The 13,260-nt window shown below is 61.1% G+C and carries 9 protein-coding genes; 5 read left to right on the top strand and 4 right to left on the bottom strand.

The genetic code is table 11. The features are described 5' to 3' along the window. Positions 1–189: 189 nt before the first annotated feature. Entirely contained in the window at positions 190–2,079 is a 1,890-nt protein-coding gene (locus tag J2Y39_RS12940) for a methyl-accepting chemotaxis protein (protein ID WP_095181463.1), read from the bottom strand. Between the two features lie 186 nt (positions 2,080–2,265). Here J2Y39_RS12940 and J2Y39_RS12935 point away from each other — a divergent pair, with 186 nt between their 5' ends. Continuing rightward, positions 2,266–3,753, top strand: a complete 1,488-nt coding sequence (locus tag J2Y39_RS12935; RefSeq protein WP_041480025.1) for a helicase HerA-like domain-containing protein — start codon at positions 2,266–2,268, stop codon at positions 3,751–3,753. 132 nt (positions 3,754–3,885) lie between these two features. On the opposite strand, the gene J2Y39_RS12930 is transcribed toward J2Y39_RS12935, so the two are convergent. Then, the gene (locus J2Y39_RS12930; protein WP_041479804.1) at positions 3,886–4,341 is read right to left on the bottom strand and encodes a DUF721 domain-containing protein; all 456 of its coding nucleotides are present in this window, start codon (positions 4,339–4,341) and stop codon (positions 3,886–3,888) included. Between the two features lie 308 nt (positions 4,342–4,649). Between J2Y39_RS12930 and secA the strand changes: the two genes are divergently transcribed. From secA to J2Y39_RS12910, 4 genes are all read left to right on the top strand, one after another. Continuing rightward, positions 4,650–7,391, top strand: coding sequence for a preprotein translocase subunit SecA (gene secA, locus J2Y39_RS12925; RefSeq protein ID WP_038861039.1), 2,742 nt, complete (start codon positions 4,650–4,652; stop codon positions 7,389–7,391). 122 nt (positions 7,392–7,513) lie between these two features. Beyond that, the gene (gene argJ / locus J2Y39_RS12920; RefSeq protein WP_041479803.1) at positions 7,514–8,731 is read left to right on the top strand and encodes a bifunctional glutamate N-acetyltransferase/amino-acid acetyltransferase ArgJ; all 1,218 of its coding nucleotides are present in this window, start codon (positions 7,514–7,516) and stop codon (positions 8,729–8,731) included. 180 nt (positions 8,732–8,911) lie between these two features. Continuing rightward, on the top strand, positions 8,912–9,544 hold the full coding sequence (locus J2Y39_RS12915) for a glutathione S-transferase family protein (protein WP_024014096.1): 633 nt from the start codon (positions 8,912–8,914) through the stop codon (positions 9,542–9,544). Continuing rightward, complete coding sequence (locus tag J2Y39_RS12910; protein ID WP_310218008.1) at positions 9,541–10,488, top strand: Nudix family hydrolase; 948 nt, start codon at positions 9,541–9,543, stop codon at positions 10,486–10,488. The genes J2Y39_RS12915 and J2Y39_RS12910 overlap by 4 nt, the downstream gene beginning before the upstream one ends. 113 nt (positions 10,489–10,601) lie before the next feature. Here J2Y39_RS12910 and J2Y39_RS12905 read toward each other — a convergent pair whose 3' ends face one another. Both J2Y39_RS12905 and J2Y39_RS12900 read right to left on the bottom strand, forming a co-directional pair. Next, on the bottom strand, positions 10,602–11,186 hold the full coding sequence (locus tag J2Y39_RS12905) for a cob(I)yrinic acid a,c-diamide adenosyltransferase (RefSeq protein WP_310218005.1): 585 nt from the start codon (positions 11,184–11,186) through the stop codon (positions 10,602–10,604). Between the two features lie 3 nt (positions 11,187–11,189). Further along, the gene (locus J2Y39_RS12900) at positions 11,190–13,226 is read right to left on the bottom strand and encodes a HAMP domain-containing sensor histidine kinase (RefSeq protein WP_076563949.1); all 2,037 of its coding nucleotides are present in this window, start codon (positions 13,224–13,226) and stop codon (positions 11,190–11,192) included. Positions 13,227–13,260 lie beyond the last annotated feature (34 nt).

The following is a 13,260-nucleotide window of genomic DNA, read 5'->3' as shown; positions in this document are numbered from 1 at the left end:
CAACCCTCCGCTGTGTTGTTCTCCCTTGATTGACCTTTATCCAGAATAGATGTTCGGTCGGGATTGCGCGGTGGGGTGTCACTCGGGTTTTGTTGGAAGGTAGATATTCGCGAGCAGGCTCGCTCCCACAATGGAATGCATTTTCCCTGTAGGAGCGAGCCTGCTCGCGAAGTGGCCAGTCGCCGCAGCTTAAATCCTGAAGCTGCCCACCAATTGCTTGAGACGCGAAGCCTGCTGCTCCAGATCCGAACAAGCGCGCAACGTCGCTTGCAGGTTCTCCACGCCTTCCTGGTTCAGCGTGTTGATCTCGGTGATATCGACATTGATCGACTCGACCACAGCGGTTTGTTCCTCGGTCGCCGTCGCCACCGACTGGTTCATCCCGTCAATCTCGCCAATGCGCAGGGTCACGCTGTTCAGGCGTTCGCCGGCGAGGTTGGCGATCTCGACGCTGTCCTGGCTGTGGCGCTGGCTGTCGCTCATGGTGCTCACCGATTCTCGAGCGCCGACTTGCAGCTCCTCGATCATGGTCTGCACCTGTTGGGCCGATTCCTGAGTGCGGTGCGCGAGGTTGCGCACTTCGTCGGCCACCACGGCAAAACCACGACCGGCCTCACCGGCGCGCGCCGCTTCGATCGCCGCGTTCAGCGCCAACAGGTTGGTCTGCTGGGAAATGCTGGTGATCACTTCGAGAATCTGGCCGATGTTGACGGTCTTGCTGTTCAGCGACTCGATGTTGGTGCTCGACGCACTGAGCATGCTCGACAGCTGGTTCATCGCTTTGATGCTGCGCTCCACCACTTGCTGGCCATCTTCGGCCAGACCCCTGGCATCGCTGGCCTGATTCGACGCTTGCGCGGCGTTGCGGGCGATTTCCTGGGCGGCGGCACCGAGCTGATTGATCGCGGCAGCAACGCTGCTGGTGCGCGAGGCTTGCTGGTCGGAGTTGTACATCGACGAATTCGACGCAGCGACCACGCGCAGCGCGACTTCGTTGACCTGGCCGGTGGCCGAGGACACTTCGCGGATCGAACCGTGAATACGCTCGACGAAGCGGTTGAATGCGGTGCCGAGGATGCCGAATTCATCGTTATTGACGATGTTCAGGCGTTTGGTCAGGTCGCCTTCGCCGTCGGCGATGTCTTCCATGGCGCGGGTCATCACGTGCAGCGGCTGGATCAGCAGGCGGATGAGCATGCCGAGCAGGGCAATGATGATTACCACGGCAATGATGGTTGCGATCACCGCTGAGGTGCGGAATTCGCTGAGCATCGCGTAGGCCTGGTCTTTATCGATCGACAGACCGATGTACCAGTTCACCGACGGCAGGCCTTTGATCGGAGCGAAGGTGACGATGCGGGTTTTGCCATCAACTGTCACTTCGCTGAAATCGCTGCTGATGCGCGGCGTGTCTTGTGGGTAGGCTTCTTTGAGCGACTTCATTACCAGGGCCTTGTCCGGGTGGACGAGGATCTTGCCGTCAGCGCTGATCAGAAACGCATAGCCCATGCCGTCGAAATCCCGCGCGGCGAGGGTGTCGATCAGCGATTGCAGGCTGAGGTCGCCGCCGACCACGCCGACGCTCTGCCCGGCCTTTTTCGACGCGGTGGCGATGGAAATGATCAACTGGCCGGTGGCCGCATCGATGTAGGGTTCGGTCAGGGTCGAGGTGCTGCTGCTTTCGGCACCTTTATACCAAGGGCGTACGCGCGGATCGAAACCGTCCGGCATCTTCACGTCCGGGCGGATGGTGAAATGCCCGGTGGCATCGCCCAGGTAGGTGGCCATGAACGTCGAGGTCAGGCTTTTCTGTTCCAGCAGGCTGGCGACCGTGGCAGGTTCCGGGTTGATGGCGATGTTTTGCGCGGCGTTCTCGATCAGCAGAATGCGCCCGCTGAGCCAGGTCTGGATGTTGCCGGCGGTGACCTCGCCCATTTCATTGAGGTAGTTGTTCAGATCATCGCGGATCGCATTGCGCTGCAGCCAGTCGTTGTACAACGTGAACGAGGCAAAAGCGGCAATGACGATGAGAGCGGCGGCAAGCAAAATCTTATGGCTGAAGCGCAGGTTTTTGTTCATGGCTTGGGGTTCCGCTAAGGTCTTAATGTCCTGGGCGTGCTTTGATAGAGACGCGCACTATGGGCAAGGTTGAAAAATTGATATTTCCGGCTCTCCTTAGGGAAATGTCCGACCCGGTTTTCTGGCGGGTCTGTCCAATTTATGTATCGGCCATGTGTCATCAAAGATTAACCATTGGGTGAGAAAATGCCTGACTCCTCGCAACTCGTTATCGGCGCTGATCCGGCCGCGCAACCCATCGCTCAGGCCATGCGCCTGGCCAACCGCCACGGCCTGATCGCCGGCGCCACCGGCACCGGTAAAACCGTGACGTTGCAGCGCCTGGCCGAAGCCTTCAGCGACGCCGGTGTGGCAGTGTTCGCTGCCGACATCAAGGGCGACCTGTGCGGCCTCGGTGCTGCCGGCAACCCGCAGGGCAAGGTGGCCGAGCGCATCGCCGGCATGCCCTGGCTTGGTCACACGCCGCAGGCTTATCCCGTCACGCTGTGGGACATCCACGGTGAATCCGGTCATCCGCTGCGCACCACCCTGAGCGAAATGGGTCCGCTACTGATCGGCAGCCTGCTCGAGCTGACCGACAGTCAGCAGTCGGCGCTGTACGCGGCCTTCAAGGTGGCGGATCGCGAAGGGCTGTTGCTGCTGGATCTCAAGGATCTGAAAGCGCTGCTCAATCACCTCAAGGACAATCCACAGTTGCTCGGCGAAGACGCCGCGCTGATGACCACCGGTTCCAGCCAGGCGCTGCTGCGCCGGTTGGCGACGCTGGAACAGCAGGGCGCCGAAGCCCTGTTCGGCGAGCCGGCGCTGCAACTCGAAGACATTCTGCAACCGGGCGCCGATGGCCGTGGACGTATCCATCTGCTCGATGCCAGTCGGCTGGTGCACGAGGCGCCGAAGGTTTACGCAACGTTCCTGCTGTGGCTGCTGGCCGAGTTGTTCGAGCAACTGCCCGAGCGCGGCGACGCCGACAAACCGCTGCTGGCGCTGTTTTTCGACGAGGCGCACTTACTGTTCGGCGACACGCCCAAAGCTCTGCAGGAACGGCTTGAGCAAGTGGTGCGCTTGATTCGTTCCAAAGGCGTTGGCGTGTATTTCGTCACCCAGTCGCCAGCGGACTTGCCGGATGACGTGCTGGCGCAGTTGGGCTTGCGCATTCAACACGGTCTGCGTGCGTTCACCGCCAAAGAGCAGAAATCTCTGCGCGCCGTGGCGGATGGCTTTCGGCCGAATCCGGCGTTCGACAGTCTGTCGGTACTGACTGAACTGGGGATTGGCGAGGCGTTGGTGGGCACCTTGACCGAGAAGGGCACGCCGGAAATGGTCCAGCGTGTGTTGGTGGCGCCGCCGCAATCGCGGATCGGCCCGCTGACTGAAACCGAGCGCACCGTGCTGATCGCCGGCTCGCCGTTCAAGGGCCGTTATGACAAGCCGATCGATCGCGAATCGGCCTATGAAATCCTGATGGGACGCAAAGGGCTGGCGCCCGAGGCTGAAACACCAGCGGGCAAAGCTGCGGCCGAAGAGCCGAGCCTGGCTGACCGCGCTGGCGAATTCCTCGGCACGGCGGCAGGGCAGGCGTTGAAGTCGGCAATGCGCCAGGCGGCCAATAATCTCGGCAAGCAGTTGGTGCGGGGGTTGATGGGTTCTTTATTGGGTGGCAGCAAGCGCCGCTGATCTCAGGCGAATCGAAGATCAAAACTGTGGGAGCGAGCCTGTTCGCGAAAGCGCTGTGTCATTCAACATCAATGTCGTCTGACACGGCCTCTTCGCGAGCAGGCTCGCTCCCACACGGAATGGTGTGCGCGGTCAGGTCTTGCTTTTGGCATGCGCCGCCAGCCGCTCCAGCGCCGCGCGCAATCCCGGATCGCTGATCCCGTCGGCCGTCGACTGAATCGTCTCTGCCGCACTGCTCGACAGATCCATGGTGTGCCCAACCGCCCGATGCTGCACGATCGGCGGGCGTACGCTGAATTTGATCCGCGTCAGGTTGGCGAACTCTTCGAACAGTTGCAGTTGCCGTTGCAGGCGTTTCTGCTGATAGCGCAGGCGCGTCGCCCAATGGCCGTCAGTGACCACCAGTGACAGCTCGCCTTCGCGCCACTTGGCCACGCGGCAATGCTCGCGGGCGGCCGGTTGCAGCTGGCTTTCGAGCAGGCGCTGCAAATGCTCCAGGCGCTGGGCATGGCCGAGGATGGCTTTCAGCGGTTTGGCTTCACGTAACAGAACGGCGGGTGCTCTGGCCGTGAGAGGGCGAAACGCCATGATCGAACACCTGAAGGAACAGAGGCGCCATGGTAGCAGAAAGCTGCGGAACCTCTGGGCCATTGCTTTTGTCCCTGATTTGCTCATTAAATCAACGCCTGACTTCTTTCCCTCGACGGGTTGAAGTTGAGCAAAACGCCCCTATTTTAAGTGAGCCCCGTCAAAGCGCAGTGCCAGCATCGTGGAACATCGCCACTTTCCTCACCACCGTTTCCGGGTAGAATGCTCGTTCGCATGCGGCCATGAGGGCTGCACGGGCGACTCACGGGGCCGCCCTCCATCCCTTTAGTGTGGAAGATCCTGCCGATATGTTTGCGCCTTTGTTAAAGAAACTTTTTGGAAGCAAGAACGAGCGTGAAGTCAAACGCATGCTCAAGACGGTGCAGCTCGTCAATGCCTTCGAAGAGCAAATGGTGGCCCTTTCGGACGATCAATTGCGCGCCAAGACCGCCGAGTTCAAGGCCCGTATCGCCAAAGGGGAAACCCTCGACAAGCTGTTGCCTGAAGCCTTCGCCGTAGCCCGCGAGGCCGGCAAGCGTGTGATGGGCATGCGCCACTTCGACGTGCAACTCGTCGGCGGCATGACTCTGCACGAAGGCAAGATTGCCGAAATGCGCACCGGTGAGGGCAAGACCCTCGTGGCCACCCTGGGTGTTTACCTCAACGCACTGTCCGGCAAGGGCGTGCACGTTGTGACCGTGAACGATTACCTGGCCCGCCGTGACGCCAACTGGATGCGTCCGCTGTATGAATTCCTCGGCCTGACTGTCGGCGTCGTGACGCCGTTCCAGCCGCCGGAAGAAAAGCGTGCCGCCTACGCTGCCGACATCACCTACGGCACCAACAACGAATTCGGTTTCGACTACCTGCGCGACAACATGGCGTTCAGCATGGATGAAAAATTCCAGCGCGAACTCAATTTTGCCGTGATCGACGAAGTCGACTCCATCCTCATCGACGAAGCGCGTACCCCGCTGATCATTTCCGGTCAGGCCGAGGACAGCTCCAAGCTGTACATGGAGATCAACAAACTGATCCCGCAGCTGGAACTGCATGTCGAGGAAGTCGAAGGCCAGGTCACCAAGGCCGGTCACTACACCGTTGACGAAAAGACCCGTCAGGTCGAACTCAACGAAGCCGGTCACCAGTTCATCGAAGAAATGCTCACCCGCGTCGGCCTGCTGGCCGAAGGCGAAAGCCTGTACTCGGCGCATAATCTCGGTCTGCTGACCCACGTCTATGCCGGTCTGCGTGCGCACAAGCTGTTCAATCGCAACATTGAATACATCGTGCAGGACGGTCAGGTCGTACTGGTCGACGAACACACCGGTCGTACCATGCCGGGTCGTCGTCTGTCCGAAGGCCTGCACCAGGCTATCGAAGCCAAGGAAGGTCTGAACATCCAGGCCGAGAGCCAGACCCTCGCCTCGACCACTTTCCAGAACTACTTCCGTTTGTACACCAAGCTGTCCGGCATGACCGGTACCGCCGACACCGAAGCGTTCGAATTCCACCAGATCTATGGTCTGGAAGTCATGGTCATTCCGCCGAACAAACCGTTGGCGCGTAAAGACTACAACGACCTGGTGTTCCTCACCGCCGAAGAGAAATACGCTGCGATCGTCGCGGACATCAAGGAAAGCATGGCCGCCGGTCGTCCGGTGCTGGTGGGTACCGCGACCATCGAGACGTCCGAGCACATGTCCGAATTGCTCGTCAAAGAAGGCATCGAACACAAGGTTCTCAACGCCAAGTTCCACGAAAAAGAAGCTGAGATCATCGCTCAGGCCGGTCGTCCGGGTGCGCTGACCATCGCCACCAACATGGCCGGTCGTGGTACCGACATCCTGTTGGGCGGCAACTGGGAAGTGGAAGTCGCTTCGCTGGAGAACCCGACTCCTGAGCAGATCGCGCAGATCAAGGCCGACTGGCAGAAGCGTCACCAGCAAGTGCTGGAGTCCGGCGGCTTGCAGGTAATTGCTTCCGAGCGTCACGAATCGCGCCGTATCGACAACCAGCTGCGTGGCCGTGCCGGCCGTCAGGGCGATGCCGGTTCGAGCCGCTTCTACCTGTCGCTGGAAGACAGCCTGATGCGCATCTTCGCCTCCGACCGCGTGAAGAACTTCATGAAAGCCCTGGGCATGCAGCCGGGCGAAGCGATCGAGCACCGTATGGTGACCAACGCGATCGAGAAGGCGCAGCGCAAGGTTGAAGGCCGCAACTTCGACATCCGTAAGCAACTGCTCGAGTTCGACGACGTCAACAACGAACAGCGTAAAGTGATCTATCACATGCGTAACACGTTGCTGGCCGCTGACAACATCGGTGAGACCATCGCCGACTTCCGTCAGGACGTGCTCAACGCTACCGTCAGCGCGCACATTCCGCCGCAATCGCTGCCAGAGCAGTGGGACGTGGCCGGTCTGGAAGCGTCGATCGAAAGCGATTTCGGCGTGAAACTGCCGATCCAGCAATGGCTCGACGAAGACGATCACCTGTACGAAGAAACCCTGCGCGAGAAGCTCATGACCGAGCTGATGGCGGCTTACAACGAGAAAGAAGATCAGGCCGGTGCCGAGGCGCTGCGCTCGTTCGAGAAGCAGATCGTCCTGCGCGTACTCGACGACCTGTGGAAAGATCACCTGTCGACCATGGATCACCTGCGTCACGGCATTCACTTGCGTGGCTATGCGCAGAAGAACCCGAAGCAGGAATACAAGCGCGAGTCGTTCACACTGTTCTCCGAGCTGCTGGATTCGATCAAGCGCGACTCGATCCGCGTGCTCTCGCATGTTCAGGTTCGTCGCGAAGATCCGGAAGCCGAAGAGCAACGTCTGCGTCAGGAGGCCGAAGCACTGGCGGCGCGCATGCAGTTCGAACACGCCGAAGCGCCTGGCCTGGATCAGCCGGAAGCGTTGGGTGAAGAGGTCGATGTGGCTCTCGCCACTGCCGCTGCCCCGGTTCGCAACGAGCAGAAGCTGGGCCGCAACGAACTGTGCTACTGCGGTTCGGGCAAGAAATACAAGCATTGCCACGGGCAGATCCAGTAAAACCCGTTTCAATCGCTGAACACCCCGCGCCGCGACCGGCTCCTGCCGTCGCGGCGTTTTGCCATTTATCCCACCGTCCTTTCCCGTGGCGGTGCTGACATCATTGAGTAAGGAGCGCATTCATGGCTGTTGGTCTTGGTCCTTTGCCAACGTTGCACCCGGTTGCCGGTTTTGAACTCGGTATCGCCTCGGCCGGCATCAAGCGCCCGGGGCGCAAGGATGTAGTGGTGATGCGCTGTGCTGAAGGTTCCACCGTGGCTGGCGTGTTCACCCTGAACGCGTTCTGCGCCGCACCAGTGATCCTGGCGAAAAAGCGCGTGCACAATGCCGTGCGTTACTTGCTGACCAATACCGGCAATGCCAACGCCGGTACCGGCGAGCCTGGCTTGGCGGCTGCCGAGCGCACCACCGCTAAGTTGGCCGAGCTGACCGGCGTCGATGCCAGCCAGATTCTGCCGTACTCCACTGGCGTGATCGGCGAGCCGCTGCCGGTCGAGAAGATCGAAGGCGCACTGCAAGCCGCGCTGGATGATCTGTCGGAGAACAACTGGGAAGCCGCGGCCACCGGGATCATGACCACCGACACCCTGCCCAAGGGCGCCAGCCGCCAGTTCGAGCATGACGGCGTGACCATCACTGTCACCGGCATCAGCAAAGGCGCCGGCATGATTCGCCCGAACATGGCGACCATGCTGGGTTACATCGCCACCGACGCCAAAGTCTCCCGCGAGGTGCTGCACAACCTGATGCTCGACGGCGCCAACAAGTCGTTCAACCGCATCACCATCGACGGCGACACCTCGACCAACGACTGCTGCATGCTGATCGCTACAGGCAAGGCCGCGCTGCCCGAGATCACTCGCGCTGAAGGCGAGCTGTTCGCCAAGCTGAAACAAGCGGTGTTCGAAGTGTGCATGGACGTCGCCCAGGCCATCGTGCGTGACGGCGAAGGCGCGACCAAATTCGTTACCGTTGAAGTGAATGGCGGCGGCAATCATCAGGAATGCCTGGACGTCGGTTACACCGTGGCCCACTCGCCGCTGATCAAGACCGCGCTGTTCGCCTCTGACCCGAACTGGGGCCGTATCCTCGCTGCCGTGGGTCGTGCCGGCGTGCCGGATCTGGACGTGAGCAAGATCGACGTGTTCCTCGGTGACGTGTGCATCGCCAGCCGTGGCGCTCGCGCAGCGACCTACACTGAAGCCCAGGGCTCGGCGGTGATGCAGCAGGAAGAAATCACCATTCGCATCGAACTGGGTCGCGGCGATTGCAGCGAAACCATCTGGACCACCGACCTGTCGCATGAGTACGTGAAGATCAACGCTGAATACCGTACTTGATTCAAGGTGTGGGAGTGGGCTGCCGGCCTCTTCGCGGGCAAGCCCGCTCCCACAGTGATTGCGGTCGTTCACAAATGCCGTGTACACCACCAAAACCTGTGGGAGCGGGCTTGCCCGCGATGACGGACGACCAGACGCCAGACATTCTGGATTGTTTCCCTGACGAAAAGGCGCCACACCATGTCCCTGCACCTGATCATCGGCGACAAACTGCTTTCCTCCTGGTCCCTGCGTGCGGCACTGGCGCTGGACCTGACCGGCGCACCCTACAGCGAAGAGCTGATCAAGCTCGGCAAGCCCGACACCCGCGAGCGCCTGCTCAAGCACTCGCCGACCGGCAAGGTGCCGCTGCTGCAAACCACCCGTGGCACCATCGCCGATTCGCTGGCCATTGCTGAGTACCTCGCTGAGCAGTTTCCGTCCGAGCAACTCTGGCCGAGCGATACCTTTGCCCGCGCGCAGGCCCGCTCGGCCTGCGCACAAATGCACAGCGGCTTCTTCGCCATGCGTAACCACATGCCGTTCAACCTGAGCCAGGACGCACCGCTGAATCCTGTGCCGCCAGAAGTGAAGGTCGATATCGAACGCATGCTCGCACTGTGGGCCGAATGCCGCGCGGCAGCGACGGAAGAGGGGCCGTACCTGTTCGGTCGTGTCAGCCTTGCCGATGCCTTTTTCGCGCCGATCGCCGTGCGCTTGCGCACCTATCAGGTGAAGCTGCCGGCGGTCGACGAAGCCTATGTTGAAACCATCTACCAATGGCCCGCCTTCAAAGCGTGGCAAAAGGCTGGACTGGAGGAATTGAACCCGTGAAACGCGTCCACGTCGCCGCTGCCGTCATTCGTGACGGCGCCGGCAAAATCCTTATCGCCCGCCGTGCCGACACCCAGCATCAAGGCGGCTTGTGGGAATTTCCCGGTGGCAAGGTCGAGGCTGACGAATCGGTCGAATCGGCGCTGGCTCGCGAGCTGCACGAAGAGCTGGGCATCGTCGTTGATGCTGCCCGGCCGCTGATCAAGGTTCGCCACGATTACCCGGACAAACAGGTCTTGCTGGATGTCTGGGAAGTCTCGGCGTTCAGTGGCGAACCCCACGGCGCTGAAGGCCAGCCACTGGCCTGGGTCACTGCCAGGGAATTGATCAACTACGAGTTCCCGGCGGCCAATCAGCCGATCGTCGCGGCGGCGCGCTTGCCTGCCGAATACTTGATCACTCCCGAAGATCTGGAAGGCCCGGCCTTGTTGCGCGGCATCCAGAAAGCGATTGCCGGCGGAATCAAATTGATCCAGCTGCGCGCACCCAACGGCTACGACCCGAAATACCGTGATCTGGCGGTCGACGCGGTGGGCCTGTGCGCCGGCAAGGCGCAGTTGATGATCAAAGGGCCGTTCGAATGGCTGGGCGATTTCCCGTCTGCCGGATGGCACATCACCGCTGCCCAACTGCGTAAATACGCAGCGGCAGGACGTCCGTTGCCGGCTGAGCGCTGGCTCGCGGCGTCCTGTCATGACGCTGAAGAGCTGGCGCTGGCCGAGCAGATGGGCGTTGATTTCGTCACTCTGTCGCCGGTGCAGCCGACGTTGACGCACCCGGATGCGCAGCCGTTGGGGTGGGAGCGAGCACAGGCGTTGATTGACGGTTTCAGTAAACCGGTGTTTCTGCTCGGTGGAGTAGGGCCGGCGGAACGCGAGAAAGCCTGGAGTGCTGGGGCTCAGGGTGTGGCGGGGATTCGGGCGTTCTGGCCTGATCCAGTGTAAGGGCTACCGACCTCTTCGCGAGCAGGCTCGCTCCCACAGTGGATTGCATTTCTCCAGTCAGAATGCAGTCAAATGTGGGAGCGAGCCTGCTCGCGAAGGCGCCCTGACAGGCGCTACTTTCCTCCAGGTTTCGCAGCCGGCTGCCACAAAATCTCCGCCACCCCTTGCCGCCGCGCAATCAACCGCGCCACAACAAACAGCAAATCCGACAACCGATTGATATACGCCAGGCCAACCCCGGCCAATGGCTCAATCGAGTTCAAATGCTGACACCGCCGCTCGGCACTGCGCGCCAGACTGCGGCAGACATGTGCCTGCGCAATCAACATCGAACCACCCGGCAAGATGAAATTCTCCAGCGGCCCCAGCTCTTCATTCCACACATCGATGGCCGCTTCCAGCCGCTCTATTTCGGCCTCGTTCAACGCCTGATATTCCGGCATCGCCAATTCGCCACCGAGGTCGAACAGGCGGTGCTGACACGGCGCCAACACGTCGATGATTTCATTCAGCGCCGGATGCACTTCGCGCTCGGCGAGCAAACCGGCGAGCAACACGCCGACCTGACTGTTCAGCGTATCGACCTCGCCGATCGCCTCGATGCGCGGGTGATCCTTGGGGACGCGACGGCCGTCACCGAGGCCGGTTTCGCCTTTGTCGCCGGTGCGGGTGTAGATCTTCGACAAGCGAAAGCCCATGGGTTACCTCGGTAGTGAATTGGTTTCGGTGGTCAACGGCGCAGGCTGCACCAGCGGCAGACGCAGAGTGAAGCAAGTGCCCTGGCCGGGCGCCGACTGCACTTCCATCTGGCCTTTGTGATTGTTGGTGATGATGAAGTACGACACCGACAGACCAAGCCCCGTGCCCTGGCCGATTTCCTTGGTGGTAAAGAACGGCTCGAAAGTGCGCTTGCGCACGTTCTCGCTCATGCCGATGCCGTTGTCCTCGACCTGAATCTCGGCCCACGGCGGATTGAGTCTGGTACGCAAAATGATCCGGCCCGGCTCGCTGTCGTCTTCGCGCTGATGAATCGCCTGCGCGGCATTTTTCAACAGATTGAGCAGCACCTGTTCCAGTTCGTTGGCGGTGCCCGGCACCGGACCCAGGGCCGGGTCGAACTGGCGGATGATCGCCTGGCCCTTGAAGTCGAAACCGATGGCCAGATCGAAGTCGTTACCGGCGATTTCCACGGCTTGATCGATCAGCGCCGGCAGATCGCACGGCGCCATTTGCCGGGTGCTGCGGCGGCTGAAGCTGAGCATGTGCGTGACGATTTTCGCCGCGCGGGCGCCGGCCTGTTGAATGCCGTCGAGCAGTTGCGGGACTTCGCGGCCTTGCAGGTAGCGGTTTACAGTGTCCAGTTCGATGCCCAGTTGTTCGGCAGTCTCGATGTTCTTCGGCAGATCCGCCGACAGACGCCGGCGAATGTTCTGCACGTTGTGCAGGATCGCGCCGAGCGGGTTGTTGATTTCGTGGGCCATGCCGGCCGCGAGGCCACCGACCGAGAGCATCTTCTCCGACTGCACCATCATTTCTTCCAGCGACAGACGCTGAGTGATGTCATCGATACGGATCACCACGCCGCGCCCGGCACCGCCCATCAGCGGATAAAACGTCAGCGCATAATGCTTGGGTTCATCGTCCTTGAACCAGGTTACCCGGTCGACTTTGGCCACGGTGTGCTGTTCGACGGTGGCCTTGAGCTGCGGCAAAAACGGCTTGAGCGGTTCGAAGGCGAGGAAGATCGGCTGGTTCAAAGCCTCATCCAGGCGTGTACCGGAGAGCGCGCTGGCCTCTTGATTCCATTGAGTGACGTAGAGCTGCTCGTCGAGGGCGATCAGCGCCGAGGGCATCGAGTCGATGATGCTGTTGAGGTAATTCTGGAAGCCGGTGAGCTTCTTCTCGATCTTGCTGCGCACCTGGACTTCGAGTTCCAGTTTGCGGTTGGTGTGGCGGGTTTCCTCGGCCAGCCCCTGCGCCTGATCGTAGGCGGCCTGCGAGTCGTCGCGGGCGCGTTTCAATTGCTGCTCGCGGGCTTCGATGCGCGAAAGCATGGTGTTGAACGCCTCGGCCAGACTGCCGATTTCGTCGTGGTTGCCGCGCGCGGCGCGCAGGGCGTAGTTCTCTTCGCGGGTGACCTGCCGGGACAATTCCTCCAGCTGATGAATCGGCCGGGTAATCAGGCGCTTGATCTGCCGGGCGATGACCAGCCACAGCAAGACGCTGAAGATCAGGATGCCGAGGCTGGCGGTCAGGGTGCCGGTGTAGAACGCCATCGGCAGTTCGCTGCTGGCCACCAGCAACAGATGCCCAGGTGCGGCGCCGGGGCGGGGCAGGGTGATCAGTTGATTGCTGCGAAACTCGGTGAGTTGCCAGGCTTCGACATGGCGGTAGCGCTCGGGGAGGCTGAGTTTTTCGCCGCGCTGCACTTGCGCCAGGCGTTCACCCTTGCCGTCATACAGGGCGGCGGCGCGCAGCGGTGAATAACTGTCGAGTTCCTTGAGCAGGCGCTCGGCGCTGCGCGGCGACTCCAGCGCATCGCTGACCAGACTCGGATTGGCGATCAGCCGGCCGATGGTCTGCAGGGCTTGTGGCGCCATGCTTTCCTGAGAAATGTAGTAGGCGGCGCTGATAAAGGTCAGGTTGGCGACGAGCAGAACCGTGGTCAACAACACCAGCAGGGCGGCCAGCAGTTTCTGGCCGACCGGCAGGTTTTCAAGGCGCTGGCGCAATGGCATCAGGTTTATCGCAGCAGGGGAACAAGTCGTCAGC

It is taken from the genome of Pseudomonas sp. 2957 (genome assembly GCF_031456345.1).
GTDB classification, from domain to species: domain Bacteria; phylum Pseudomonadota; class Gammaproteobacteria; order Pseudomonadales; family Pseudomonadaceae; genus Aquipseudomonas; species Aquipseudomonas siliginis.
This window is presented reverse-complemented; position numbering and strand designations above follow the sequence as displayed.